Annotated in this window: 21 protein-coding genes; 9 read left to right on the top strand and 12 right to left on the bottom strand. The window is 72.8% G+C overall.

The features are described from left to right. Positions 1 to 3: 3 nt before the first annotated feature. The 5 genes from AC07DS_RS25390 to narI all read left to right on the top strand — a co-directional run bounded on the left by AC07DS_RS25390 (position 4) and on the right by narI (position 7,447). A complete protein-coding gene (locus AC07DS_RS25390; RefSeq protein ID WP_479148761.1) occupies positions 4 to 825 on the top strand; it encodes an SAM-dependent methyltransferase in 822 nt (273 codons plus the stop codon). 108 nt (positions 826 to 933) lie between these two features. Next, complete coding sequence (locus AC07DS_RS25385; RefSeq protein ID WP_479148759.1) at positions 934 to 4,629, top strand: nitrate reductase subunit alpha; 3,696 nt, start codon at positions 934 to 936, stop codon at positions 4,627 to 4,629. Then, positions 4,629 to 6,224 (top strand): nitrate reductase subunit beta, encoded by a 1,596-nt coding sequence (narH, locus tag AC07DS_RS25380; RefSeq protein ID WP_479148757.1) that lies wholly within the window; start codon positions 4,629 to 4,631, stop codon positions 6,222 to 6,224. Before AC07DS_RS25385 ends, narH begins: the two co-directional genes overlap by 1 nt. A 9-nt stretch (positions 6,225 to 6,233) precedes the next feature. Beyond that, complete coding sequence (gene narJ / locus AC07DS_RS25375) at positions 6,234 to 6,728, top strand: nitrate reductase molybdenum cofactor assembly chaperone (RefSeq protein ID WP_479148755.1); 495 nt, start codon at positions 6,234 to 6,236, stop codon at positions 6,726 to 6,728. Then, positions 6,725 to 7,447 (top strand): respiratory nitrate reductase subunit gamma, encoded by a 723-nt coding sequence (gene narI, locus AC07DS_RS25370; RefSeq protein ID WP_479148753.1) that lies wholly within the window; start codon positions 6,725 to 6,727, stop codon positions 7,445 to 7,447. The genes narJ and narI overlap by 4 nt, the downstream gene beginning before the upstream one ends. Here narI and dnaK read toward each other — a convergent pair. The 6 genes from dnaK to AC07DS_RS25340 form a co-directional block, all read right to left on the bottom strand. Beyond that, positions 7,444 to 9,309, bottom strand: coding sequence for a molecular chaperone DnaK (dnaK, locus tag AC07DS_RS25365; protein ID WP_479148751.1), 1,866 nt, complete (start codon positions 9,307 to 9,309; stop codon positions 7,444 to 7,446). The two genes, narI and dnaK, sit on opposite strands and share 4 nt — an antisense overlap. 139 nt (positions 9,310 to 9,448) lie before the next feature. After that, positions 9,449 to 9,874, bottom strand: a complete 426-nt coding sequence (locus AC07DS_RS25360; RefSeq protein WP_145884688.1) for an OsmC family protein — start codon at positions 9,872 to 9,874, stop codon at positions 9,449 to 9,451. Between the two features lie 64 nt (positions 9,875 to 9,938). Next, positions 9,939 to 11,741 carry a vWA domain-containing protein gene (locus AC07DS_RS25355; RefSeq protein ID WP_479148749.1) on the bottom strand — a complete coding sequence of 601 codons (1,803 nt, stop codon included), beginning with the start codon at positions 11,739 to 11,741 and terminating at the stop codon, positions 9,939 to 9,941. After that, positions 11,738 to 12,799, bottom strand: a complete 1,062-nt coding sequence (locus AC07DS_RS25350; RefSeq protein WP_479148996.1) for an ATP-binding protein — start codon at positions 12,797 to 12,799, stop codon at positions 11,738 to 11,740. The genes AC07DS_RS25355 and AC07DS_RS25350 overlap by 4 nt, the downstream gene beginning before the upstream one ends. A gap of 79 nt (positions 12,800 to 12,878) precedes the next feature. Then, entirely contained in the window at positions 12,879 to 14,996 is a 2,118-nt protein-coding gene (locus AC07DS_RS25345; RefSeq protein ID WP_479148994.1) for a phage holin family protein, read from the bottom strand. An 86-nt stretch (positions 14,997 to 15,082) separates the two neighbouring features. Then, a complete protein-coding gene (locus tag AC07DS_RS25340; RefSeq protein WP_145884685.1) occupies positions 15,083 to 15,514 on the bottom strand; it encodes a hypothetical protein in 432 nt (143 codons plus the stop codon). An 85-nt stretch (positions 15,515 to 15,599) separates the two neighbouring features. Here AC07DS_RS25340 and AC07DS_RS25335 point away from each other — a divergent pair, with 85 nt between their 5' ends. Together AC07DS_RS25335 and AC07DS_RS25330 are read left to right on the top strand one after the other, a co-directional pair. Next, the gene (locus AC07DS_RS25335) at positions 15,600 to 16,373 is read left to right on the top strand and encodes an MBL fold metallo-hydrolase (RefSeq protein WP_479148747.1); all 774 of its coding nucleotides are present in this window, start codon (positions 15,600 to 15,602) and stop codon (positions 16,371 to 16,373) included. A 14-nt stretch (positions 16,374 to 16,387) separates the two neighbouring features. Next, complete coding sequence (locus tag AC07DS_RS25330) at positions 16,388 to 17,002, top strand: DedA family protein (protein WP_479148745.1); 615 nt, start codon at positions 16,388 to 16,390, stop codon at positions 17,000 to 17,002. A 27-nt stretch (positions 17,003 to 17,029) separates the two neighbouring features. Here AC07DS_RS25330 and AC07DS_RS25325 read toward each other — a convergent pair whose 3' ends face one another. From AC07DS_RS25325 to AC07DS_RS25315, 3 genes are all read right to left on the bottom strand, one after another. Beyond that, positions 17,030 to 18,097 (bottom strand): MBL fold metallo-hydrolase, encoded by a 1,068-nt coding sequence (locus AC07DS_RS25325; RefSeq protein WP_479148743.1) that lies wholly within the window; start codon positions 18,095 to 18,097, stop codon positions 17,030 to 17,032. Then, positions 18,094 to 19,350, bottom strand: coding sequence for an aminotransferase class I/II-fold pyridoxal phosphate-dependent enzyme (locus tag AC07DS_RS25320; RefSeq protein WP_479148741.1), 1,257 nt, complete (start codon positions 19,348 to 19,350; stop codon positions 18,094 to 18,096). Before AC07DS_RS25320 ends, AC07DS_RS25325 begins: the two co-directional genes overlap by 4 nt. A gap of 243 nt (positions 19,351 to 19,593) precedes the next feature. Continuing rightward, complete coding sequence (locus AC07DS_RS25315) at positions 19,594 to 20,436, bottom strand: hypothetical protein (protein WP_479148739.1); 843 nt, start codon at positions 20,434 to 20,436, stop codon at positions 19,594 to 19,596. 226 nt (positions 20,437 to 20,662) lie between these two features. Here AC07DS_RS25315 and AC07DS_RS25310 point away from each other — a divergent pair, with 226 nt between their 5' ends. After that, entirely contained in the window at positions 20,663 to 21,037 is a 375-nt protein-coding gene (locus tag AC07DS_RS25310; protein WP_479148737.1) for a DUF2795 domain-containing protein, read from the top strand. A 75-nt stretch (positions 21,038 to 21,112) separates the two neighbouring features. Here the strand turns inward: AC07DS_RS25310 and AC07DS_RS25305 are convergent, their stop codons facing one another. From AC07DS_RS25305 to AC07DS_RS25295, 3 genes are all read right to left on the bottom strand, one after another. Next, the gene (locus AC07DS_RS25305) at positions 21,113 to 21,400 is read right to left on the bottom strand and encodes a DUF6158 family protein (RefSeq protein WP_479148735.1); all 288 of its coding nucleotides are present in this window, start codon (positions 21,398 to 21,400) and stop codon (positions 21,113 to 21,115) included. 127 nt (positions 21,401 to 21,527) lie between these two features. After that, entirely contained in the window at positions 21,528 to 23,147 is a 1,620-nt protein-coding gene (locus AC07DS_RS25300) for an ABC-F family ATP-binding cassette domain-containing protein (protein WP_479148733.1), read from the bottom strand. Between the two features lie 108 nt (positions 23,148 to 23,255). Further along, complete coding sequence (locus AC07DS_RS25295; protein WP_479148731.1) at positions 23,256 to 23,912, bottom strand: histidine phosphatase family protein; 657 nt, start codon at positions 23,910 to 23,912, stop codon at positions 23,256 to 23,258. Between the two features lie 72 nt (positions 23,913 to 23,984). On the opposite strand from AC07DS_RS25295, the gene AC07DS_RS25290 reads away from it, so the two are divergent. Beyond that, positions 23,985 to 25,475, top strand: coding sequence for a phosphatase PAP2 family protein (locus AC07DS_RS25290; protein ID WP_479148729.1), 1,491 nt, complete (start codon positions 23,985 to 23,987; stop codon positions 25,473 to 25,475). The last annotated feature ends 75 nt before the right edge of the window (positions 25,476 to 25,550 follow it).

Here is a 25,550-nt window from a genome sequence, read left to right as displayed (position 1 = left end):
CGCATGACCGGACCGGACGCCGCGCCGCCCCCCGCGATCGACACCAGCAGGCCGCATCCGGCGCGGGTGTACGACTGGTGGCTGGGCGGCAAGGACAACTACCCGGTGGACGAGGAGCTGGCCCGGAAGATCCTGGCCGCGGACGGCACGGCGGTGCGCGGGGCGCGCGCCAACCGCCGGTTCATGCACCGCGCCGTGCGGGCGGCGGCCGAGGCCGGGATCCGGCAGTTCCTGGACATCGGTACCGGCATCCCCACCGAGCCCAATCTGCACCAGGTGGCGCAGGGAGCGGCCCCGGAGTCCCGGGTGGTGTACGCGGACAACGACCCGATCGTGCTGCGGCACGCCGAGGCGCTGCTGCGCGGCTCCGCCGAGGGCAGCACGCAGTACATCCACGCCGACGTCCGGGACCCCGGGACGATCCTGCGGCGGGCCGGGGAGAGCCTCGACCTCGACCGGCCGGTGGCGCTGTCCCTGATCGCGCTGACCCACTACCTGGGCGACGGGGCGGATGCCGGTGACGACGTGTACGACCTGGTCGAACGCTATGTCGCACGGCTCGCGCCGGGCAGCTTCCTGATTCTGTCCCAGGTCACGCAGGACCTCAGCCCGGACGGGGTGGCCCGGGCCGCCGAGCTGTTCCGCAGGAGCGGCACGCCCTTCCACCCGCGCACGCTGCCCGAGTTCCGGCGGTTCTTCGACGGTCTGGAACTCCTCGGTCCGGGCGTGATCCCCGTGCACGGGTGGCGCCCGGAGCCGGAGGACGTGGCGGCGCAGGCGGAGGGCGTGGTGCCGGTGTACGCGGGGGTGGCCCGCAAGCCCTGACCCGGACGGGTGACCGCCCGCGCCGGGTGACCCGTACGGCGGTCTGAACAGGTGAGTGTCCCTGCCCGCCCCTAGGTTCTGAACCATGGGGTGAGCAAGGGAGCACACGTGACGGACACGCGGACACCACCGGAGGAGCCCGGCGCGGCGCTGCTGAGCGCCGGGCGGTTCTTCCGGCCCGGCACGCCCGCCTCCGACCTGCACAGCGTCACGCTCACCGGCGGCCGGGAGGGGGACGCCTTCTACCGGGACCGGTGGAGCCACGACAAGGTGGTGAACTCCACTCACGGGGTGAACTGCACCGGCTCCTGCCGTTGGAAGGTCTACGTCAAGGACGGGATCATCACCTGGGAGACCCAGGAGACGGACTACCCGTCGGTGGGCCCGGACCGCCCCGAGTACGAGCCGCGCGGCTGCCCGCGCGGCGCCGCGTTCTCCTGGTACACCTACTCCCCCACCCGGGTGCGCCACCCGTACGTCCGGGGCGTGCTGCTGGAGCTGTACCGGGAGGCGAAGCAGCGGCTCGGCGACCCGGTGCTGGCGTGGGCGGACCTGCAGAACGACCCCGAGCGGCGCGGCCGTTACCAGCGGGCCCGCGGCAAGGGCGGTCTGGTGCGGGCGAGTTGGGACGAGGCCGTGGAGATCGTCGCGGCCGCCCAGGTGCACACCATCAAGACGTACGGGCCCGACCGCATCGCCGGGTTCTCGCCGATCCCGGCGATGTCGATGGTGTCGCACGCGGCCGGCGCCCGCTACCACTCGCTGATCGGCGCGTCGATGCTGTCGTTCTACGACTGGTACGCGGACCTTCCGGTGGCCTCCCCGCAGGTCTTCGGCGACCAGACGGACGTGCCGGAGTCGGGCGACTGGTGGGACGCCGCCTATCTGATGATGTGGGGCTCGAACGTGCCGGTGACGCGGACCCCGGACGCGCACTGGATGGCGGAGGCCCGCTACCGCGGCCAGAAGGTCGTGGTGGTGGCGCCCGACTACGCGGACAACGCCAAGTTCGCCGACGAGTGGCTGCACCCGCACCCCGGCACCGACGGCGCGCTGGCGCTCGCCATGGGGCATGTGATCCTCAAGGAGTTCTTCGTCGACCGGGAGACACCGTTCTTCGCGGACTACGTACGGAAGTTCACCGACCTGCCGTTCCTGGTGACGCTGCGCGAGCGGGACGGGGCACACGTACCGGACAAGTTCCTGCGCGCCGCCGATCTCGGGCAGGACGGCGAGGGCGCGGAGTGGAAGACGGTCGTCCTGGACCGGACGAGCGGCCGCGCGGTCGTCCCGAACGGCTCCCTGGGCTTTCGCTGGACCGAGTCGGGCAAGGGCAGCTGGAACCTCGAACTGGGTACTGTGCAGCCGGAGCTGAGCCTGTACGGCCATGAGGCCGCGGTCAACGTCGAGGTGCTGCTGCCGCGGTTCGACACCGAGGGCGGGGAGCACGGCCAGGGGCGCGGGGACGTACTGCGGCGCAGTGTGCCGGCGACGCGGCTGGGCGGTTCGGGCGGCCCGCTGGTGACGACCGTCCACGATCTCCTGCTGGCGCAGTACGGTGTGTGGCGGCCCGGCATGCAGGGCGACTGGCCCGCCTCCTACGAGGACGCCCGCTCCCCGGCGACGCCCGCCTGGCAGGAGCGGCACACCTCCGTCCCGGCCGCCCAGTGCGTGAAGATCGCCCGTGAGTTCGCGCGCACCGCCGAGCGGTCCCGGGGCCGCTGCATGATCCTCATGGGTGCCGGCACCAACCACTGGTTCCACTCCGAGACGATCTACCGTGCCTTCCTCGCCCTGCTCCAGCTCACCGGCTGCCAGGGCCGCAACGGCGGCGGCTGGGCGCACTACGTCGGTCAGGAGAAGTGCCGGCCGGTGACCGGCTGGGCGACGCTGGCCGCCGCCTCCGACTGGGCGCGGCCGCCGCGGCAGATGATCGGTACCGCGTACTGGTTCCTCAACACGGACCAGTGGCGCTACGACCGCTTCGGCGCCGATGTGCTGGCGTCGCCGCTCGGCGAGGGCAGGTTCGCGGGGATGACGGCGGCCGACTGCCTCGCCCTGTCGGCCCGCGCCGGCTGGATGCCGTCGTACCCGACCTTCGACCGCAACCCGCTCGATCTGGGCGAGGTGTTCGGCGACCCGGTGGCGCGGGCGGTGGCCGAACTCCGGGCGGGCACGCTCAGGTTCGCCTGCGAGGACCCGGACGCGCCGGAGAACTGGCCGCGTGTGCTCACCCTGTGGCGGGCCAACCTGCTGGGCTCGTCCGCGAAGGGCGCCGAGTACTTCACCCGGCATCTGCTCGGCACCCAGTCCTCGTTGCGCGCCGAGCAGGCCGCGCCCGGCGAACGGCCCCGGGACGTGGTCTGGCGGGAGGAGGCACCCGAGGGCAAGCTCGACCTGCTGCTGTCGCTGGACTTCCGGCAGACCTCCTCCACCCTGCTGTCGGACGTGGTGCTGCCGGCGGCCACCTGGTACGAGAAGCACGATCTGTCCTCCACCGACATGCACCCCTACGTGCACTCCTTCACCCCGGCCGTGGACCCGCCCTGGCAGGCGCGCACCGACTTCGACGCGTTCAAGGCGCTCGCCGAGAAGCTGAGCGAGCTGGCCGTGGACCATCTGGGCGTCCGCAAGGACCTGGTGGCCACCCCGCTCCAGCACGACACCCCGGGAGAGACCGCCCAGCCCGGCGGGGTGGTCCTGGACTGGAAGCGCGGGGACTGCGACCCCGAGCCCGGGAGGACGCTGCCCAACCTGACCGTCGTGGAGCGCGACTACCCGGCGGTGGGAGCCAAGTTCGGCGCGCTCGGCCCACTGGTGGAGCAACTCGGGCTGCCCGTCAAGGGGATCGCCCTGCGGCCCGACGAAGAGGTGGCACGTCTGCGGGAGTTGAACGGCCCGGTGCACGGCGGACCGGCCGACGGCCGCCCGTCCCTGGACACGGCGGTGAAGGCGGCCAACACCGTCCTGGCCCTGTCCGGCACCACCAACGGGCGCCTGGCCACGCAGGGTTTCCACACGCTGGAGCAGCGCACGGGCCAGAAGATGGCGCATCTGGCCGCCGAGCACGAGGGCAAGCGGGTCACGTACGCCGACACGCAGGCGGCACCGGTGCCGGTGATCACCTCGCCGGAGTGGTCGGGCAGTGAGTCCGGGGGCCGCCGGTACACCGCGTTCACGCTGAACACCGAGCACGGCAAGCCGTGGCACACCCTCACCGGGCGCCAGCACTTCTTCCTCGACCACGACTGGATCCACGAACTCGGCGAGGGGCTGCCGGTGTACCGGCCGCCGCTGGACATGAACCGGCTGTTCGGCGAACCCCGGCTCGGGCCCCACGGGCAGCGGGAGGTGACGGTCCGCTACCTCACCCCGCACAACAAGTGGTCGATCCACTCCGAGTACCAGGACAACCTGTTCATGCTGGCCCTCTCCCGGGGCGGCCAGAACATCTGGATGTCGCCGCAGGACGCGGAGGCCATCGGGGTCGAGGACAACGACTGGATCGAGGCGGTCAACCGCAACGGCGTGGTCGTGGCCCGCGCGGTCGTCTCGCACCGGATGCCGGCCGGCACCGTCTACATGCACCACGCGCAGGAGCGCACCGTGAACGTACCGAAGACGGAGACCACCGGGATGCGCGGCGGCATCCACAACACGCTCACCCGGCTGATCCTCAAGCCGTCCCATCTGATCGGCGGCTACGCCCAGCTGTCCTGGGCCTTCAACTACCTGGGCCCGACGGGCAACCAGCGCGACGAGGTGACGGTGGTGCGTCGCCGCAGCCAGGAGGTCGAGTACTGATGCGCCCGATGGCCCAGATCGCGATGGTGATGAACCTCGACAAGTGCATCGGCTGTCACACCTGTTCGGTCACCTGCAAACAGGCGTGGACCAACCGCCGGGGCATGGAGTACGTCTGGTTCAACAACGTCGAGACCCGGCCCGGCCAGGGCTATCCGCGCCGCTACGAGGACCAGGAGAAGTGGCGCGGCGGCTGGGAGCTGAACCGGCGCGGAGCCCTGAAACTCAAGGCGGGCGGCCGGCTGCACAAGCTCGCCGGCATCTTCTCCAACCCCAGGCTGCCGGAGATCAAGGACTACTACGAGCCCTGGACGTACGACTACCGCAACCTCACCGACGCCCCGCTCGGCGAGGACTTCCCGGTCGCCCGGCCGGTGTCGTCCCTCGACGGCAAGCCGATGAAGATCGAGTGGTCCTCGAACTGGGACGACAACCTGGCGGGCGCCCCGGCCCACGGCGACCTCGACCCGATGGTGGAGCGGGTGCGCCAACAGGCCTCGGACAAGGTGAAGTTCGCGTTCGAGCAGACCTTCATGTTCTATCTGCCGCGGATCTGCGAGCACTGCCTGAACCCGTCGTGCGTGGCCTCCTGCCCGTCGGGGGCGATGTACAAGCGGGCCGAGGACGGCATCGTGCTGGTCGACCAGGACCAGTGCCGGGGCTGGCGGATGTGCGTGACCGGATGCCCGTACAAGAAGGTGTACTTCAACCACGCCACCGGCAAGGCCGAGAAGTGCACGCTGTGCTACCCGCGGATCGAGGCCGGGCTGCCGACGGTCTGTTCCGAGACCTGCGTGGGCCGGCTGCGCTACCTGGGAGTGATCCTCTACGACGCCGACCGGGTGACCGCTGCCGCGTCCGTGCGGGAGGAGAAGGAGCTGTACGAGGCCCAGCTGGGCGTCTTCCTCGACCCGGAGGACCCCGCGGTGCGGCAGGCCTGCGAGGAGGCGGGCATCCCGCACGACTGGACCGAGGCCGCCCGCCGCTCCCCCGCACACGCGCTGATCAGCAGGTACCGGGTGGCGCTGCCGCTGCATCCCGAGTACCGGACGATGCCGATGGTCTGGTACATCCCGCCGCTGTCGCCGGTGGTGGACGCGCTGGCCGAGACCGGGCACGACGGCGAGGACGCGCAGAACCTGTTCGGCGCGATCGACACGCTGCGCATCCCGCTGGAGTACCTGGCGGAGATGTTCACGGCGGGCGACACCCGGCCGGTGCGGGCCTCGCTGGAGCGGCTCGCGGCGATGCGCTCCCACATGCGCGCGCTCAACCTCGGCGAGCAGCCCGACCCGGCGATCGCCTCCACCGTCGGGATGGAGCCGCACGAGATCGAGGAGATGTACCGGCTGCTCGCGATCGCCAAGTACGAGGACCGGTACGTCATCCCGACCGCGGCCGTCGGCGACGCCCGCCGGCTGGAGGAGTCGGCGCTGCCGGGGGGATGCAGCCTCGACTACGAAGGCGGGCCGGGCATGGGCGGCGACGGCCCCTTCGGCCAGGACTCCGGCCGCAGACAGCTGCCGCTGGTGTCCGTCGAGAACTTCCATCTGCTGCGCAGGCGGCAGACCTCGGACCACGCGGACGACGCCTAGGAGACCCTGATGCCCTCGGACGCGGTGCTGTACCAGGCGGCGGCGCTCTGCCTCACCTACCCGGACGACGACTTCTTCGCCCGGCTGCCGCTGCTGCGCGAAGCCGCCCCGCAGCTGCGCGCGTTCACCGACCATGCGGCCGTCACCGAACCGCAGGAGCTGGCCATGCACTATGTGCAGGTCTTCGACTTCAGGAACCGGCACAGCCTGTACCTGAGCTGGTGGCTGGACGGCGACACCCGGCGGCGGGGCATGTCCCTGGTCCGCTTCAAGGACGTCTACCGGCAGCACGGGCTGGAGTTCAGCGGCGAGGAGCTGCCGGACTTCCTGCCCGCGGTGCTGGAGTTCACCGCCCGTACCGGCAACACCGATCTGCTGACCGGACACCGTGACGCCCTGGAACAGCTGCGGTCCCGGCTGACCGACCACGGCACACCGTACGCGGCCGTCCTGGACGCCGTGTGCGCCGCTCTGCCGACCGCACACACCGGGGTGCGCTCATGACCACACTCCTGTGGGGCGCCCTGCCCTACATCGCCTTCGCCCTGCTGGTCGCCGGCCTCGTCTGGCGCTACCGCTACGACAAGTTCGGCTGGACCACGCGCTCGTCGCAGGTGTACGAGTCGAAGCTGCTGAACATCGCCTCGCCCTGCTTCCACTACGGCATCCTGTTCGTGCTGGCCGGGCATCTGATCGGGCTGTTCGTGCCCGCGTCCTGGACACGTGCGCTCGGCGTCGGCGAGCACACGTACCACCTGTTCTCGCTGTACGGCGGCACGGCGGCCGGAGCGCTGACGGTCGTCGGGATCCTGTTGCTGGTCTACCGTCGGCGGACCCGGTCCCCCGTGTTCCGGGCCACCACGGTCAACGACAAGATCATGTACGTGGTCCTGCTCGGGGCGATCGTCCTGGGCATGGTCGCCAAGCTCGCCCACACCTCCGGCGACGGCTACGACTACCGCGAGACGATCGCCCCCTGGGCGCGCAGTCTGTTCACGCTCCAGCCGAAGACCCACCTGATGGAGAGCGTGCCGGTGCTGTACCGGGTGCACGCGGTCGTCGGCATGCTGCTGATCGCGTTCGTGCCCTACAGCCGCCTGGTGCACATGTTCAGCGCACCGGTGCAGTACCTGTTCCGGCCGTACGTCGTCTACCGGACACGGGACCCGAGGCAGCTGGGACCGCGACCGGAGCGGCGGGGCTGGGAGCGGCTGGGCGGTTAGGCCGCCCCGCCCTTCTGCTCCCGCTCCTCGTCGACGATCTCCGCGTCCACCACCGCCTCCTCGTCGGGCGGTTCGGTCTGTTCCCCGGCCGAAGCACCGGAGGCCGAGGGCTGGGCCTGGCTGTACATGGCCTGGCCCATCTTCTGGCTGACCGTGGCGAGCTTTTCGACTCCCGTGCGCAGGACGGCGGTCTCGGCGTTCTGCTCCAGCAGGGTCTTCAGCTCGGCGGCCGCAGCCTCGACCTCGGTGCGGGTGTCGGCGGGCACGCGGTCCTCGTTGTCACGGATGAACTTCTCGGTCTGGTAGACGAGTTGCTCGGCCTGGTTGCGGGTCTCGGCGGCCTCCTTGCGCTGCCGGTCCTCCTCGGCGTACTGCTCGGCCTCCCGCATCATGCGGTCGATGTCGTCCTTGGGGAGGGCGGAACCACCGGTGACGGTCATCTTCTGTTCCCGTCCGGTCGCGAGGTCCTTCGCAGAGACGTGCATGATGCCGTTGGCGTCGATGTCGAAGGCGACCTCGATCTGCGGAACGCCGCGCGGGGCGGGCGGCAGGCCGGTGAGGTCGAAGACGCCGAGCTTCTTGTTGTACGCGGCGATCTCGCGTTCGCCCTGGTAGACCTGGATGCCGACCGAGGGCTGGTTGTCGGTGGCGGTGGTGAAGATCTCCGAACGGCGGGTCGGGATGGTGGTGTTCCGCTCGATCAGCTTGGTCATGATGCCGCCCTTGGTCTCGATGCCCAGGGACAGCGGGGTGACGTCCAGGAGGAGGACGTCCTTGACGTCGCCGCGGAGCACGCCCGCCTGGAGGGTGGCGCCGACCGCCACCACCTCGTCGGGGTTGACGCCCTTGTGCGGGTCCTTGCCGGTCAGCTCCTTGACCAGATCGGTGACCGCGGGCATCCGGGTCGAGCCGCCGACGAGGATGACGTGGTCGATGGCGGAGAGCTTCACGCCGGCGTCCTTGACCGCCTGGTGGAAGGGGGTCTTGCAGCGGTCCAGCAGGTCCGCGGTCAGCTCCTGGAACTGGGCCCGGGTCAGCTTCTCCTCCAGGTGCAGCGGGCCCTCGGCGGAGGCGGTGATGTAGGGCAGGTTGATCGAGGACTCGGAGGACGAGGACAGCTCGATCTTGGCCTTCTCGGCGGCCTCGCGCAGCCGTTGCACCGCCATCCTGTCGTTGCCGAGGTCGATGCCGTACTGCCCCTTGAACCGCTTGACCAGGTGGTCGACGACCCGCTGGTCCCAGTCGTCGCCGCCGAGGTGGGTGTCGCCGTTGGTGGCCTTCACCTCGATGACGCCGTCGCCGATGTCCAGCAGGGACACGTCGAAGGTGCCGCCGCCCAGGTCGAAGACGAGGACGGTCTGCTCCTCGCCGCGGTCCAGGCCGTAGGCGAGGGCGGCGGCCGTGGGCTCGTTGATGATCCTGAGCACCTTCAGGCCGGCGATCTCCCCGGCCTCCTTGGTCGCCTGCCGCTGGGCGTCGTCGAAGTACGCGGGCACGGTGATCACCGCGTCCGAGACGTCCTCGCCGAGGTAGGCCTCCGCGTCCCGCTTGAGCTTCTGCAGCACCCGCGCCGACAGCTCCTGGGCGCGCAGCCGGGCACCGTCCACCGTGCCCTGCTCGGGGAAGCGCCAGCCGGCGTCGCCCATGTGCCGCTTCACCGAGCGGGCCGTGCGGTCCACGTTCGTCACGGCCTGCCGTTTGGCGACCTCACCGACCAGTACCTCGCCGTTCTTCGCGAACGCCACCACGGAGGGGGTGGTCCGGGCGCCCTCCGCGTTGGTGACGACGGTGGGCTCGCCGCCCTCCAGGACGGCCACCACCGAGTTCGTCGTCCCGAGATCGATCCCGACCGCACGTGCCATGGTCCGTCCCCTTCCGTCAGGGCGCCTCGCACCCTTCCAGCACAAAACGCGCGTACGGCGCTGTCAATGTACGAATACCCGGAAACGGCGATGCCGCGCCCCTGCGCGGGAGCGCGGCACCGTGGCGGTCGTACGACGGTCAGGCCAGCTCGGCCGTCAGGGTGATGGTCGTACCGGTCAGGGCCTGGCTGACCGGGCAGTTCTTCTTGGCGTCCTCGGCCGCCGAGGCGAAGCCCTCCGCGTCCAGGCCCGGCACCTCGCCGCGGACGGTGAGGTGGATGCCGGTGATGCCCTCGCCGGGCTGGAAGGTGACGTCGGCCTTGGTCTCCAGGCGGGTGGGCGGGGTGCCGGCGCCGGCGAGGCCGTGCGAGAGGGCCATCGAGAAGCAGCTGGAATGGGCGGCGGCGATCAGCTCCTCGGGGCTGGTCTTGCCGTTGGCCTTCTCGGCGCGCGACGGCCACGACACCGGCTGCTGGCCGATGCCGGAGGAGTCGAAGGTGACGAGGCCGGTGCCCTCGATCAGGTTGCCTTCCCAGACCGTGTGTGCGGTGCGCGTGGTAGCCACGGTGGTTCCTTTCGCATGTGGTCCCGTGTCCAAGTCCTGCGCACCCATCCGATCACATCCGGGCTCACTGCACCCTGAAGACCGGGCCACGCGGGGTGAACGGAAGGCGACCGCCCTCCGGGATCAGATAGGCGTGCTCGCGCCGCACCCGCAGGACGTCGCACCAGCCGTCGGTGATGACCAGCACCGGCGCGCCGGGCGGGAAGTCCGGTGCGCGGTGCAGCAGGTCGATGCCGGGCTGCAGAACGGTGCCGCCGCGCCCGTGCACCCGTACCCGGCCGGCGATCTCGGTGACCGGCACATAGCCCGCGTCGTGCGGGGCGGCGTCGCAGAACACCACGCGGGCGGCCGGTACGTCGCGGGCCCCGGCGTACGAGGCGATCGCGCCGAGGGCCTTGCCGAGCAGGGTGCGGTCCATCGAACCGGAGGTGTCGAGGACGACGCCGAAGGTACAGCGGGCGATCTCCTCCGGCGGGAAGTGGCGGCCCGCGCGCGGGATGCCGGGGGTGGCGGACTGGCGGCGCGAGGGACGGGCGTAGGTGCGCACGGCCTGCGGGCTCGGCACGAACTCGTCGAACCAGCGGGCCAGTCGGGCGTCCCAGGGCAGCGGCGGGTGGCTGAGCGCGCGGATCTCCTCGACCAGCCCGCCGGGCAGGAAGCCGCGCTGCTGCCCCTGGTGCAGGTCCAGGCCCCGGACCAGGCCGCGACGGTAGAACTCGTCCAGGTCCACGGGGGTGCCGGGCGGGCCGAGCGGGCCGCCGAGGACGTCACCGAGGCCCTTGCCGCGCAGGGTGGCGAGGCGGCGCATGCGGCGCAGGTCGCCGGCGATCCGGTCGTAGACCTCCTCGGCGGACAGCCCCTCCAGCTGCGGGTCGTGCAGCAGCCCGTCGGGCATGGTGCCGACCTGCATCTCGGCCAGCCAGCCGTTGATGACGTAGTCGCAGGCGACGTTGAACAGGTACGGGTCGCGGGTGCCGCAGCGGTCGCCGTGGCGCAGGGCGGCGTGCAGCATCTCGTGGGCGAGGATGAACCGCCACTCCTCGTCCTCGAAGGTGCGCAGCGGGTTGACGTAGATCTCGCCGGCCTCGGCGTCGACGGCGGCGACGGCGATGTCGTGGGCGCGGGCGAGTTCGGCGTCGGCGACGAGTCTGATGCCGGCCGCGATGCCGCCGAGCAGCGGGTAGGAGGAGACGAACCAGCTCAGGGCGCGCTCCCAGGGGCGCAACCGGGTGGGGCCGCCGGTCATGACGTCGCGGCGGCCGCCGGCCAGATCCATGGCGGTGGCCATGGTGCGGGTGAGGCCGTGGGCGAAGGCGAGCTGCCAGTCGGGGGGCTTGTTCAGGTAGCCGGTCCAGGGCACGAGCAGCTGGTCGGGTTCGGTGCCGGCCGTGCCGCAGTGCTCGTACACGGCCGGGATGTGCTCGTCGCGGCGCCAGCCGGCGGCGATCTGTTCCTCGTCGCCGCCGGGGTAGGACGCGGGCAGGTCGTCGGGGGTGCGGCCGACGGGGAAGGTGAGCAGGAAGCGGTTGACGACGGCGCAGCGTGCGGCGAGGTCGTAGCGGTCCGGCTGTACGCGTTCGCCCTTGGCGGCGGGTACGTGTCCGAAGCCGAGGTGGATCAGACCGTGGGCGATGGCCCAGGCCCACTCGGCGGGCTCCGCCCGGCGGGTGGGGTGCAGGTGGACGCGGCCGCCGGAGTCGATGCGGACCAGGCCCTGGCGGGGCGAGGCGGAGCAGTCCTCGCGGCGGCACATGTCGGCCTCGATCGCGGCGAGCGCCGGGTTGGCCCACACCAGCTGGACGCCCTTGGCGCAGTCCTCGGCGGCCGGATCCGGCTTCTTCCTGTTCTTCGCGCCGCGGCCGCTCATCGCCGGGCCTCGACCAGCCGGGGCATGTCCCGGGCGGCCTCGATGAGGAACCAGGCGGGCAGGACGGGGTTGCCGTCGGCGTCGGAGGCGATGACGCTCTGCGCGACCTCGACGGAGATCTCGGCGAGCTGCACCAGCAGGGACTTGGCGCGGTAGGCGGTCTGCCGGCCGTTCGCCGACATGTGCTCCTTGGCGACCGGCAGCTCCTTGACCAGGCGGCCGCGGAAGGACTCGGCGAGGTAGTACAGCAGGTCGCGGTCCTCCGGGCGGTGCGGCCAGCGGGCGTCGCCCTTGAGGATGGCCTCGATGCCGAACCGGCTGCGGACGATCTTGACGTAACCCCGGAAGGCGGTGGCGTGCGCCGGGGTGAGCGTGCCGTGCGCGAGAACGCTCAGGGTCGCTTCGTCGAGGTCGGCTCCGAAGGAGTGCAGGGCGTCGGAGAGCATGTGCCAGGAGCGGGGGGTGGAGAACGGCTCCTCGGTCTTCGGCGGCTTGGACCACAGGTGGTCGGGCCGGTCGGTGAGGTGGTCCAGGATCCACGGGTGGATGCCGTGGCCCGTGGCCCAGGCGAGCCAGTCCTTCGGGGAGGCCTCCAGGTGGACGTGGGCGAGCCGGTTGACCAGGGCGGAGGCGATGGGCCGGGCGAGCGCGTTGTCGGTGGCGCGGTTGCCGGCACCGATGACGATGGACCCCTCGGGCAGCTCGTAGCTGCCGATGCGGCGGTCGAGGATGAGCGAGTAGAAGGCCTTCTGCACATCCGGGGTGGCAGCGTTCAGCTCGTCCAGGAACAGGCAGTACGGCTCGTCGCGGGCGATGGTCTCCGGCGGGCAGAAGACGGAGCGGCCCTCACGGATCTGCGGCACGCCGATCAGGTCCTCGGGGGCGAGCTGGGTGCCGAGCAGGCTCACGCACTCCAGGCCGAGCGAGGCGGCGAACTCCCGCACCAGGGAGGACTTTCCGATGCCGGGGGCGCCCCAGACGAAGACGGGCCGGACGGTGGCGAGACCGAGCAGCAGCTCGGGGAGACGGGCCGGGGTGACCGTGACGGCAGCCTGCAAAGCCAAGGCTCCTTGGGGATGTTCGAGTATGTGCGACTCGAACAGTGTGGGTGTACGTCCCCGGGCGCGCAGCCGATTTTCAGGCGGCCCGCTCCTCCTCGGTCTCCGTACCGATCGGCACCTGGGGGCCGTTCGCCTCGCGCAGCCAGCGGCGCAGGACGCGGTGCACGTGCTCGGCGCCGGTCAGCTCCGCGCCCTCCTCGACCGGGGCGGACAGGGTGAGCGGGGAGAGCAGGAAGGGGTGGGACTGGGCGCCGCCGAGGCCGCCGTGGGAGCCGATCTGCTCCTCGAAGGCGAGGACTTCGCCGTCGACGGGGTCGTGGAAGGAGTTGACCATGATGTCGGCCGTGTGCGGGAAGGTGTGGGTGCGGCGGACGGCGTCGGCGGCGCCGGGGCCGAACCGGGCGAGCGGGCCCGGCTCGTGGTCCAGCTCGGCCAGCGGGATCTCGGTGCCGTGGGGACCGAGCACCACGCCGTCGTGTTCCTCGCTGCGCACCAGCAGGAAGCCGATGCCCGGGTGGTTGGCGAGGGTGGTGAGCAGGGCGGGGTGACGGGCCTCGATCTCCTCCTTGGTCATGCGGTGCGGCACGTCCGGGAAGGAGACCAGGCCGAGGTTGCCGGAGGCCAGCACGATCGGCTCGGAGTCCGGAGCGAAGCGGGACGCGGGTCCGCCCGCCCGGAGGGCGGGGGCGGGCCGGTGCCGCTCGCCCTTCTCCTCCACGGGCCGGCGCAGGGCTGCGCGGACGGCGGTGCGGGCCTCGGCGCCGCTGTGGGTTCGTTCGGCCCGGCGCGGCACGGGCAGTCCGCACCCGGCACGGACGAGGTCGGCGAGGGTGAGGCCGTAGCGGGCGCGGAAGGTCTCGCCGGGGCTCTGGCCGTGGTCGGACAGGACGACGATCCGGTAGGGGCGCGGGGCGTGCTCCGCGGCCTTCTCGATGAGCGCGAGGGACCGGTCGAGGCGCTGCAGGACCTTCTCCGCGTCCCGGCTGCACGGTCCGGAGTGGTGGGCGACCTCGTCGTAGGCGACGAGGTCGGCGTAGACGGCGGTGCGGCCAGCGAGCAGATCGCCCATCACGGCGGCGACCACGACGTCCCGTTCGACGACGGTGGCGAAGGCGCGCACGAAGGGGTAGAGGCCGCCGCGGCCCACCCGTGGCCGCTGCTTGCGGACCCGGGCCCGGGTGGACTGGCCGATCTCGCGGGCGACCTCGGCGACGAAGGACAGGGCGGTGCGCACCGCGTTGGCGGGGTCGGAGAAGTAGGCGAAGTAGCCGGCGCGGGAGCGGTTGTCCCGGCCGCGGCGGCGGGTGGCGATGGACAGCACGAGGGCCTGTTCGCCGGCGCCGCCGCCGAACAGGTTGCCGCGGCTGGCGCCGTCGACGGTGAGCAGTCCGCCGTCGCCCGTGTGCGCAGTGGCGCGGCGTTGGAGTTCGACGGCGCTGGTCGGGCGGTTGCACACCATCACCTCGCCCCGGTCCTTCTCGTACCAGCGGAAGGCCGGCACGTCGAAGGTGCTGCCGTGCAGGATGCCGAGCTGGCTGGCGCCGGTCTGGCTGGACCAGTCGGTGCGCCAGGGGGCGAGCCGGTGGGTCGGCCGTGCGCCGTCGCCCGACGCCAGCCAGCGGCCGACGGTCGGCATGAGTCCCTTGCCGACGGCGTGCGTGAGCACGTCGTGGCCCACGCCGTCGAGCTGGACGCAGACCAGGCCGGGCGTGGCCGCGCACGGCGGGCCGGCTCTGCGGCGACGGTAGGCGAGGCGCAGCAGACGGCGGCGGTAGGCGTCGTCGTCGCGTACGGCGAGGGCGGCGCCGGTGGCCGAGGCGACGGCGGACATCACGGCCGCCACGATGACGGCCGTCTCCGGGGCGGCCTCGCCCTGCCCGGAGGGGTTGAGGCGCAGGGCGAGCAGGAGCAGGGAGCCGTTGAGGAAGAAGACCAGCAGGCCGAGGACGAACGCGGGCACGAGCAGCAGCAGCCGTACGAGGAGCGGCCACACCACGGCCGAGAGCACACCGAAGGCCCCGGCGCCCAGCGCGGCGGTGACGGCTATCCGAGTGGCGCTGTCGCCGTCGGCGGACTGGAGCCTGAAGTCGGGCAGCAGTCCGGCGAGCAGGAGCATGGTGAGCGTGGAGACCGCCCACACCGTGACGCTCCGTCCGACCTGACTGGCGATCCGCCGCCACCGCACGCCCCGCACACCTCGCGTCCCGGCCCGCTCGATCACCGGGCCTCGTTCCACCTTGTCACACGGGGCGGAGCCCGGCCGGGCGGGGCGCCGGGCCCTCAGCGCCCGTCGTAGCCCGCCGTCGGCATGGACAGCCTGCGGTGCACCCGCGCCTTCATCTGCGCGTCGTACGAGGGCTCGGCCCGCCCCACCGTCTCCACCCGCACCCCGCGCCGCGCGCACTCGGCGGTGAACTCCTCCACCGAGGACAGCGCACGCTCCAGCACGCGCCGGCTGGGTGCGACGAACACGTCCACGCCGGGCCGGACGCCGTCCCACAGCGCGCAATGGTCGAAACGCAGCCCGCCGACGAGAAGTTCCCTCGCGACCACATAGCCGCGCTCGGCCGCCCAGTGTGCGCACATGGCGTGCTGGCTGCGGGAGTCGACCAGGAAGGGGTCGGCCTCCAGTTCCTCCAGAGGCGTCAGGCTCGCGATGGCAGTGACCCGCACCTGTGCGAGCCCGCCGGAGGCACCCCGCGACTGTCCCATGGCGTCCCCCTCACCTCCGGGTTTCGCCGCCGACCCTACTCCTGCCCGTAGGCTTCGGGGGAGTCGCGCGAAGGAGGCGAAGAACGTGCCGGTGGAGATCACCTGGTGGGGTCACGCCACCTGCGCGCTCCTGGATTCGAACATACGGGTGCTCACCGATCCTCTGTTCGCCAACAGGCTCGCGCATCTGCGTCGCCGCCGGGGCGCGGTGCCCCCCGCCGAGGCCCGTCGCGCGGACGTGGCGCTCGTCTCCCATCTGCACGCCGACCATCTGCACGTCCCCTCGCTGGGCGCGCTCGCCCCGGGCACGCGCCTGATCGTGCCCCGGGGCGCACCACGGGCGGTACCCGGGCTGCGCCGGCTGCGACAGCTGCAGATCACCGAAGTGGCCCCGGGGGACGCAGTCCGGATCGGGGACCTCGTGGTCCACGCGGTGCCCGCTCGGCACGACGGGCGCCGGCTGCCGGTCGGCCCGCACCGCTCCCCCGCGCTGGGATACGTCGTCGAGGGCGAGGTGCGGACCTACTTCGCCGGGGACACCGGGCTGTTCGACGACATGGCGGAGCAGGTCGGGCCGGTGGACGTGGCCCTGCTGCCGGTGGGCGGCTGGGGTCCGTACCTCGGCGAGGGGCACCTGGACGCGGGGCGGGCGGCGCGGGCGCTGGCCCGGCTCGCGCCCCGGGTCGCGGTGCCGGTGCACTACGGGACGTACTGGCCGATCGGCATGGACGCGGTGCGCCCGCACGAGTTCCACGCACCGGGCGACGAGTTCGTGCGCCTGGCGGCCGCGGCCGCGCCGCAGGTGGCCGTGCACAAGCTCGGGCACGGCGAGAGCGTGCGCCTGGAGGTCGCGCGGTGAGATGGCCGGCCGCGGTGGTGCTTGCCGCTGCTTCCACGTCCACTGCGCCTCCGGAGTCCACGCAGCGGGCGCTCGGGTATCCGTCCCTGTTCCTGCTGGTGCTGATCGGGGCGCTGGTGCCGGTGGTGCCCACGGGCGCACTGGTCAGTTCGGCCGCGGTGGTGGCGTTTCATCAGACGGCTCCGTGGTCGTTGGTGCTGGTGTTCGTCACGGCCTCGCTGGCGGCCTTTCTCGGGGACGCGACGCTGTACTGGCTGGGGCGGCGGGGGATGCGGTCGCGGAACGGGTCGCGGTGGCTTGAGGCGATTCGTGCCCGGGCGCCGGAGGAGCGGCTCGCGCAGGCGCAGACGAAGTTGGCCGACCACGGGGTGACGGTGCTGGTGCTGTCCCGGCTGGTGCCTGCCGGGCGGCTGCCGGTGATGCTGGCTTGTCTGGTCGCCGACTGGCCCTTGCGGCGGTTCAGCCGGGGGAATCTGCCCGCTTGTCTGGCCTGGGCGTTGACGTACCAGGTGATCGGGATTCTCGGGGGTTCGCTGTTTGCGGAGCCGTGGGAGGGCGTGGTGGCCGCGGTGGGGCTGACGCTCCTGATCAGTGTGGTTCCGGGCTTGGTGCGGCGCGTTTCGCGATAGCGCCGTCGGCGGCCGGCCGCGGGGAGTTCAGTCCAGCGTCATCGAGCCGCCGACCGGGATGTCCCACAGGTCCTCCCGGTCCAGGCCAGCCTGCTCCCAGGCCGTCCGCACTCGCGTCAGCGGTTCCAGGACCGGCTCCGCCGAGAGGATGAACGTGCCCCAGTGCATGGGGGCCATTCTTCGGGCGCCCAGGTCCTGGGTGGCCCGGACCGCCTCCTCCGGGTCGCAGTGGACGTCGCTCAGCCACCAGCGCGGATCGTAGGCGCCGATGGGCATGAGGGCGAGGTCGATGCCGGGGTAGCGGCGGCCGATACGGGAGAACCAGTGGCCGTAGCCGGTGTCGCCGGCGAAGTAGAGGCGCTGTCCCTCGCGGTCGGTGAGGACCCAGCCGCCCCACAGGCTGTGGCAGGTGTCGGTGAGGGTGCGCTTGGACCAGTGGTGGGCGGGCACGAAGTCGAAGCGGACCCCGGACAGTTCGGCACCCTCCCACCAGTCCAGCTCGGTGACGCGGGTGAACCGGCGCCGCTGGAACCAGCGGCCGAGCCCGGCGGGCACGAACACCGGTGTGGTGCGCGGGAGACGGCGCAGGGTGGGGGCGTCGAGGTGGTCGAAGTGGTTGTGGCTGATGACGACCGCGTCGACGCGCTGCAGGTCCTCCCACGGGACGCCGACGGGGGTGATGCGGGCCGGGGTGCCGAGGATGCGGCGGGACCACACGGGGTCGGTGAGGACGGTCAGCCCGCCGATCCGGACGATCCAACTTGCGTGTCCCGCCCAGGAGACGGCGAGCGTGCGGGCGCCCGTGCGGGGCAACGGGGCGGGTGCGTAAGGGAGCTGTGGGATGTCGGCGAGGCTCTCGGGGCCGGGGCGTACGGAACCCTCGCGGGCGAAGCGGGCGAGGGCCTTGAGACCGGGCAGGGGCGCGGTGAGCCGGTCGTGGAAGGTCCGCGGCCACACCCGGTGTTCGCCCAGCGGGCGGGGCTCGGCCAACGGCGGGAACGGAGGTGCGAGGGGGGCCGGGGCCGCGGGGGCGCCGGCTTTTGCGCTGGTCGTCGTAGTGCCGGCGGACCCGGGCTCATGCGTCTGCTGCGTCATCGAGGAGGCTCCCGTCGCCGAGCATCGTCGCGGAGATCTTCGAAGGCCGACCTCAAGGAGATCAACGCGCGCTGCACCTGTGGCAGTTCCAACGGTGAGGGTGACGTGAGGCATTCCGTGCGTTCCTCGTCCGTGCCGCCCAGCAGGGACCCCGTGGCGAGCCGCACCCGCAGCGCCCCGAGGTCGTCACCGAAGCGGTGGCCGCCGGGCGCGGGCAGGCCGAGCCGGGCGGTGAGGAGGTCCTCCAGTTCCTGGGCGTCCCCGACGCCCTGCTCGGCGAGCACCTCGCGCAACGGGCCGAGGTCGACGTACAGATGACGGCCGGCCCGCGGCGGCAGGGCGAACGCGCCGGCCGCGACGACCGCGCCGTGCGCGGCGGCCGCCACACGCGCGTGCAGGAGTACGGCGGCCTCCCGGCGCTCGGTGACGGGTGCGGGTTCGTCGAGGGCGTACCCGGCGGCCGCGGCGACCGGTGCGGCGATCCGGGCGCCGAGCGCGGTGAGGACGTCGAGCACGCGCGCGTGGAGGTGCTCCCCCGCCTCTCCCGAGGGGAAGCGGGCGACGGCCGCGGGCCAGCCGGGCGGCAGCAGGGCGCCGGCCAGGTCGGTGACGACGGTGACCCCGTCGGGCACCATCTCGGCGGGGCTGAGCAGGACCGTCTCGCGCGGGTCGTGCACGGTGTCGCGCCAGGTCTCGTCGCTGACCAGGTGGAGGCCCTCGGCGGCCGCCGCCTCGACGGTCTCGTGCAGCAGTTCGGGCGGGGTGACGGTGGCGGTGGGGTCGTCGGCGACGGACAGCACCAGCAGCCGGGGATCGCCGCCCTCGGCACGGAGCCTGCGGACGGTCTCCAGCAGGGCGTACGGATCGGGCACACCGCCGCCCTCGGCCGGGGTCGGCACGTGGAAGACGGGTCTGCCGAGGAGGCGGGCGTAGGGCGCCCACCAGGCGGCGCACGGGCGGGGCACGAGCACGTCGCCGGTGTCACCGGCGAGCGCGGCGGTCAGCGCGAGCAGCAGCGCGGGGGCGCCGGGTCCCGCGGCCACCCGGTCGGGGACGCAGGGCAGTCCGCGCCGGGTCCAGTACCCGCAGGCCGCCTCCAGCAGCGCGGGGGCGCCGCCGACCGGCTGGGCGTCGGCCCGGCCCGCCGCGGCGGCGAGGACGGCGGAGAGCTCCGGGAGGACGGGCAGGCCGTCTCCGGGCAGGGGCGGCCCGTAACGGACCGGCCCGTGGCCTTCCGGGTCCGTCCGCCGCATGTCCGCCTCCGCGCAGTCCGTGGTGCCGTGTGGTGTTCCCGTCGGGGCCGTGCTCTCCTCGCCGGCTGTGTCTCTGCCTGTTCCCGAGCCTGTTCCCGAGCCCGCTCCTGTGGTGCCGGCTGCGTGGGTGGTGCGTGCGGTGTCTGCTGTCGGTGCCCTCGGGATGTGTACCCGGCCGACGGCCCTCCATGGCCGTCGGCCGCAATTGCCCTCCGGCACGGACCCGGCCCGGGCCGCCCCGCGTCAGCCGTCCACCGGCCTCCTGCGGCCGGACAGCCGGTAGACGGCGCCTCCGCAGGAGACGGCGATCAGCACACCGCCGGCGACCAGCGCCGGAACCGAGTCGTTGAAGCTGCCGCCCGTCCCGGCCGCGACCCCGCCCTGTTCCGTGGCCCGGTCACAGTCGCCGTCGTCTCCCTTCCCGCCGTCGTCTCCCTTCCCGCCGTCGTCTCCCTTCCCGCCGCTGTAGCCGTTGCCGCCGTTGTAGCCGTTGCCGTTGCCGTTGCCACCGCCGTCGTCGCGGCAGCCGTGATCGCCCGAGCACGCCGAACCGTGGGAGTCCTCGCACTCCCGTCCCTGTTCCTGCTCCTGCCCCGGCCGCTGTCCCTGTCCCTGCCCTTGCCCCTGCCCTTGCCCCTGCCCTTGTTCCCGTCCCTGTCCCGTCGTCTCCTGCCCCGCCCCGGGCTCCTGCCACTGACCCGGCCCCGTCTCCTGCCCGGCCCCCGAATCCTGCCGCTCCCCCTGCCCCGCCCCCGATTCGTCCCGCTGCCCCGGCACCAGCCCCGGTGTCTCTCCCTGTCCCTGTCCCTGTCCCTGTCCCTGTCCCTGTCCCTGCTCCTGCCCCTTGGCCTGCCCCTCGTCACACTGCGCGGTGCCGTCCGCGAAGGCCTGTGGTGTGTCGTCCGGGGTGTCCGGTGCCAGTCCGGTGAAGGCTTCGCAGGGCACGGACGCGGTGGGGCCGGCGCCGGGCCGGACGGTGCCGGGGCTCGCCCCGTCAGCGGGGGCCGCGGACACGGTCGGCCCCGCTATGACGAGCGCGGCCCCGGCCAGGACGGCGACGGACAGGGCACGGGCGGTGCGGTGCATGGGGCTGGCTCCTCAGCGGTACGACGACGGGGCACGGCGGTCGTGCCCTCGCTGCCATCACAGCCCGCCCGGCGCCGCGGCGCGCGCGGCCGGGCCCCATTCGCGGGACGCGAAGGGCCTGACGGGTGACCCCACGACAGCTGCGGCCGAACGGCTCCGTACAGGTTTTCCGCCCCCGGCGCAGGTGACTCGGTAGGTGCTGACCTTCGACCCTCTGGAGGAAGTCATGCAGCGAGGCAGTGACCGACTGAGCGTCCACCGGGACGACGAGATGAAGCACGAGCTGCAGGAGCTGCTCAGGTCGGGGCACCCGACACGCACCGAGGAATGGGCCGATCCGGAGCCGGTCGCCGACGACGACCCGGAGGTCTGGAGCGGGCCTGTGGGCGGTCTGGGATCCCCTGCGTCGCTGGAACGGGTACGGCTGGCCCTGGCCCGGAACCTGAACCGGCACGCCTTCCCCGCCGACGCGCACGAGCTGGCCCGGGCCCTGCGCCGCGGCAACGCACCGGGCACGCTGATCGACGCGGTGGCCGGGCTTCCGCGCTCGCGGCAGTACGCCAACGTGCAGCAGCTGGCCGAGGCGCTGGTGGGCGTCTGACGAGCCGGGACCCTAACGGTGAGCGCACCGGGAATCGCAGGTGCGGCCCAACGCGGGCGGCACCTGGGGAGCGCCTCAGGTGCCGGACGCGCCCGGAGTCACCGCCTCGCCGCAGCCGCGCTCCCGGGCGCCCTCGCGGGTGCGGCCCGCACTGACGAGGCGGCGCGGGTTGCGGCGCAGGTACTCGCCCTCGAGCTGCGCCATGCGCTCGTTGTGGGCCCGCAGCGCGTCGTTCGAGCCGTACAGGAGGGTGTCGTGGCGCGTGCGGTGGATCGTCTCCAGCTCTTTCATGAGCTGCTGGTCGTCCAGCCGGCTGGGGTCGACTCCGGTCATGGTGGCACCCCGCTCGTCGTGGTCGTTCATCCGGTTCGGACACCCAGCCCGGCACACAGTGCCCCCGAGTGTTCCCGGGAGGGAGCCGTGGAGCTCGCATTCCTGAGTCCACTGTACGAACATCCGGCTCCCCGGGCCCTCCGGCGGTGGCGTCGGGCTACCGGGCCCGTTCCACCCGGCGTTCGTCCCAGACCGGCTCCGGGGTCTCGCGGACGCGGCCGTCGCTGCCGAAGACCAGGAAACGGTCGAAGGAACGGGCGAACCAGCGGTCGTGGGTGACCGCGAGAACCGTGCCCTCGAAGGCCTCCAGACCCTCCTGCAGAGCCTCGGCGGACTCCAGGTCGAGGTTGTCCGTCGGCTCGTCCAGCAGCAGCGCGGTGACTCCCTGGAGTTCCAGCAGGAGGATCTGGAAGCGGGCCTGCTGGCCGCCGGAGAGCCGGTCGAAGGGCTGTTCGGCCTGGCCGGTCAGCTCGTAGCGGCGCAGCCTGGACATGGCCGCGCCCCGGTCCTGCGCGTGTTCCTTCCACAGGATGTCGAGCAGGGTGCGGCCCTCCAGCTCCGGGTGGGCGTGGGTCTGGGCGAAGTGGCCGGGGACGACCCGTGCGCCGAGCTTCCACTTGCCCGTGTGCGCGACCTCGTCGCCGGCGAGCAGCCTGAGGAAGTGCGACTTGCCCGAGCCGTTGGAGCCGAGCACGGCGACCCGTTCGCCGTAGAAGACCTCCAGGTCGAAGGGGTTCATCAGGCCGGTCAGTCCCAGCTGCTCGCAGGTGACGGCCCGTACGCCGGTACGGCCGCCCTTCAGGCGCATGGTGATGTCCTGCTCGCGGGGCGGCTCGGGCGGCGGGCCGGCCTCCTCGAACTTGCGCAGACGGGTCTGCGCGGCCTGGTACCGGGAGGCCATCTCGTGGCTCACCGCGGCGGCCTGGCGGAGGTTCAGCACCAGCTTCTTCAGCTGGGCGTGCTTCTCGTCCCAGCGGCGGCGCAACTCCTCGAAGCGGGCGAAGCGTTCGCGGCGGGCCTCGTGGTAGGTGGCGAAGCCGCCGCCGTGCACCCAGGCGTCCGCGCCGGCCGGGCCGGGCTCCACGGAGACGATCTTCTCGGCGGCGCGGGCGAGGAGTTCGCGGTCGTGGGAGACGAACAGGACCGTCTTGCGGGTCTCCCTCAGCTGCTGTTCCAGCCAGCGCTTGCCCGGCACGTCCAGGTAGTTGTCCGGCTCGTCGAGCAGCAGGACCTCGTCGGTGCCGCGCAGCAGCGCCTCCAGGACGAGCCGCTTCTGCTCGCCGCCGGAGAGGGTGCGCACCTGCCGCCACTGGGCCCGCTCGTACGGCATGCCGAGGGCGGCGGTGGTGCACATGTCCCACAGGGTCTCGGCCTCGTAGCCACGCGCCTCGGCCCAGTCCGCGAGCGCCTGCGCGTACTGCAGCTGGGCGGCCTCGTCGTCGACGGTCATCATGGCGTGCTCGGCCCGGTCGACGGCCCGGGCCGCCTCACGGATACGGGGCGGGGCGACGGAGACGAGCAGGTCACGGACGGTCGTCTCGTCCCGCACGGAGCCGACGAACTGGCGCATCACGCCGAGGCCGCCGCTGACGGTGACGGTGCCGCCGTGCGGTTTCAGTTCGCCGGAGATCAGCCGCAGGAGCGTCGTCTTTCCCGCGCCGTTCGGGCCGACCAGGGCGACGGCGGCCCCTTCGCCGACCCGGAAGGAGACATCGCCGAGCAGCGCCCTCCCGTCGGGGAGGTAGTACTCGAGGTGCGCCGCTTCCAGATGTCCCATGAGGAGGCATTCTGTGGTGTGCTGCCGACCTGGGGCAAACGCTTATCCTGCCCGCTCCGGCAGCGGGCCCGCCCTCCCGCCCGGCGCGCTCCGGTGGCGGCCTGCCCTTCAGCCCGCCGCGCCCACCGGTGCGCCGGCCGGCCCGCCCTCGCCCGCCGGCTCGACCGTGGCGCCGGCCCAGGACAGCGCCTTGAAGCCGTCGGCCGGGGAGCCCTCCAGGATCACGACGCCGGTGTTCTCCAGTGGACGGGCGGCGGCGAAGGCCACGTCGACGTTGTCGGCGCGGGCGGCGGTCCACATGCGGATGGCGGCGCCGTGGCTGATCATCGCGACGCTCCCGGCGCCGCTCGCGGCGGCCTCGGCGATCACTCCGTCGTACCGGGCCAGGGCCTCCTCGCCGTTCTCCCCGCCGGGGATCCTCAGCGTGGTGTCCCCGGCCGCCCACGCGAACACCGTGCGCATGTAGCGCTCGCCCTCCGGCGAGTAGCCGGGCACCATCTCCAGGTCGCCGGCGGAGATCTCGCGGATGCCGGCGCGGACGATCACCTCCAGGCCGCGGGCGGCGGCCAGCGGGGCGGCCGTGAGCTGGGTGCGGATCAGGGTGGAGGCGTAGAGCGCCTCGATGTCCTCGTCCGCGAGCACGGCGGGCAGGGCGGCGGCCTGGGCCGCGCCGAGCGGGGTCAGGCCCGGCCCGGGTACGGCGGTGTCCAGCAGGTGGTCCAGGTTGGACGGGGTCTGGCCGTGGCGGATGAGGAGCAGACGCATGGCAGGGGCCCTCCGGGTGTCGTTCATCGCCCGCCGGGCAGGAAACGTCCGGTTCAGGGTACCCGGCAGCCTATGAGCCCAGACGTCGATCTCACTGTTGCCGAGCCCGGCCCCCATCCCCTGCGCCACCGGCTGCTCGCTCTGGACAGCCGGCTGTTCGAGTTCGCTGCGGAGCAGCACTGGCCGTTCGCCGGGCCCGTGCTGCCGCGACTGAGCCGGAGTGCGAACCACGGTGTTCTCTGGTTCGCGACGGCAGCCGCGATCGCGGCGAGCCGTACGCCGCGGGCCCGCCGGGCGGCCGCCCGGGGGCTGGCGTCGCTGAGCCTGGCCTCGCTGGCCATCAACACGCTGGGCAAGCGCTCGGTGCGCCGCCCCCGGCCCACCCTGGACCCGGTCCCGTCGGCCCGGCTGCTGAAGCGGCAGCCGATCACCACGTCGTTCCCGTCCGGTCACTCCGCGTCGGCTGCTGCGTTCGCGACCGGCGTCGCCCTGGAGTCACCGGGCTGGGGCGCGGTGGTGGCTCCCGTCGCCTGGTCCGTCGCGCTCTCCCGTGTCTACACCGGCGTCCACTTCCCGAGCGACGTGCTCGCGGGCGCGGTTCTGGGCGCGGGTGCCGCGTTCGCCGTACGGGGCATGGTGCCCACCCGCGCCCAGGTCGTGCCGCCGGCCCGGCCCCGCGCCGAGGTTCCGGCGCTGCCCGACGGGGCGGCCCTGGTCGTCGTGGCCAACTCCGGCTCGGGCACCGCGGACCGCGTGCACGCCCTGCGCGCCGGACTGCCGCTCACCGAGGTCGTCGAGTGCCGACCGGACGAAGTACCGGTCGAGTTGGAGAAGGCGGCGGCGCGGGCGCGGGTGCTCGGGGTGTGCGGCGGGGACGGGACGGTGAACGCGGCCGCCGAGGTCGCCCTGCGCCACGGCCTGCCGCTCGCGGTGCTGCCCGGGGGCACCCTGAACCACTTCGCCTACGACCTCGGCGTGGAGGACGCCCGCGACCTCGCGCGGGCGGTCCGGCGCGGCGAGGCGGTGCGCGTGGACGTCGGCCGCTTCACCTGCGGCGACCGGCGGGGCATCTTCCTCAACACCTGCAGCCTGGGCGTGTATCCGGAGCTGGTGCGGGAGCGGGAGGACTGGTCGCGCCGGATCGGCGGCTGGCCGGCCGGGGTGCTCGCGGCGCTGCGCGTGCTGCGTGCGCACGGGCATCCGATGGAAGCCGAGTTCCGGGGCCAGGTACGCCCGTTGTGGCTGTTGTTCGCGGGGAACGGCACCTACCACCGGATGGGCCTCGCCCCCGGCCGCCGCGTCGACCTGGCCGACGGGCAGCTCGACGTGCGGCTGGTGCACGGCGGCCGCCGGCCCGCACTGCGTCTGCTGGCGGCGGCGCTGGCCGGCCCGCTGACCCGCTCCCCCGCGCATGCGGCGGTCCAGCTGAGCCGTCTGCGCGTCGCGGGTCTGGCACCCGGCACGCTCCTCGCCCACGACGGCGAAGTCACCGAGGTGGCGGGCGAGGTGACGTTGGAGAAGCTCCCCGGGGCGCTCACCGTGTACCGCCCGACGCATGGGTAGCCGACATTCCATCAGTCCACATGGCAGAACGCAGTTCTCACTATTCGACATGCGGGCCTACGGTGAGGTGCAGCG

The organism is Streptomyces sp. NPDC044064 (genome assembly GCF_056434245.1).
This window is presented reverse-complemented; position numbering and strand designations above follow the sequence as displayed.

Bases quoted from the DNA above. Each gene is read 5' to 3' on its own strand.
- AC07DS_RS25390 (WP_479148761.1), top strand. From the start codon at position 4: ATGACCGGACCGGACGCCGCGCCGCCCCCCGCGATCGACACCAGCAGG.
- narH (WP_479148757.1), top strand. From the start codon at position 4,629: ATGCGCCCGATGGCCCAGATCGCGATGGTGATGAACCTCGACAAGTGC.
- narJ (WP_479148755.1), top strand. From the start codon at position 6,234: ATGCCCTCGGACGCGGTGCTGTACCAGGCGGCGGCGCTCTGCCTCACC.
- narI (WP_479148753.1), top strand. From the start codon at position 6,725: ATGACCACACTCCTGTGGGGCGCCCTGCCCTACATCGCCTTCGCCCTG.
- dnaK (WP_479148751.1), bottom strand. From the start codon at position 9,309: ATGGCACGTGCGGTCGGGATCGATCTCGGGACGACGAACTCGGTGGTG.
- AC07DS_RS25355 (WP_479148749.1), bottom strand. From the start codon at position 11,741: ATGAGCGGCCGCGGCGCGAAGAACAGGAAGAAGCCGGATCCGGCCGCC.
- AC07DS_RS25340 (WP_145884685.1), bottom strand. From the start codon at position 15,514: ATGGGACAGTCGCGGGGTGCCTCCGGCGGGCTCGCACAGGTGCGGGTC.
- AC07DS_RS25325 (WP_479148743.1), bottom strand. From the start codon at position 18,097: ATGACGCAGCAGACGCATGAGCCCGGGTCCGCCGGCACTACGACGACC.
- AC07DS_RS25320 (WP_479148741.1), bottom strand. From the start codon at position 19,350: ATGCGGCGGACGGACCCGGAAGGCCACGGGCCGGTCCGTTACGGGCCG.
- AC07DS_RS25315 (WP_479148739.1), bottom strand. From the start codon at position 20,436: ATGCACCGCACCGCCCGTGCCCTGTCCGTCGCCGTCCTGGCCGGGGCC.
- AC07DS_RS25310 (WP_479148737.1), top strand. From the start codon at position 20,663: ATGCAGCGAGGCAGTGACCGACTGAGCGTCCACCGGGACGACGAGATG.
- AC07DS_RS25305 (WP_479148735.1), bottom strand. From the start codon at position 21,400: ATGAACGACCACGACGAGCGGGGTGCCACCATGACCGGAGTCGACCCC.
- AC07DS_RS25300 (WP_479148733.1), bottom strand. From the start codon at position 23,147: ATGGGACATCTGGAAGCGGCGCACCTCGAGTACTACCTCCCCGACGGG.
- AC07DS_RS25295 (WP_479148731.1), bottom strand. From the start codon at position 23,912: ATGCGTCTGCTCCTCATCCGCCACGGCCAGACCCCGTCCAACCTGGAC.
- AC07DS_RS25290 (WP_479148729.1), top strand. From the start codon at position 23,985: ATGAGCCCAGACGTCGATCTCACTGTTGCCGAGCCCGGCCCCCATCCC.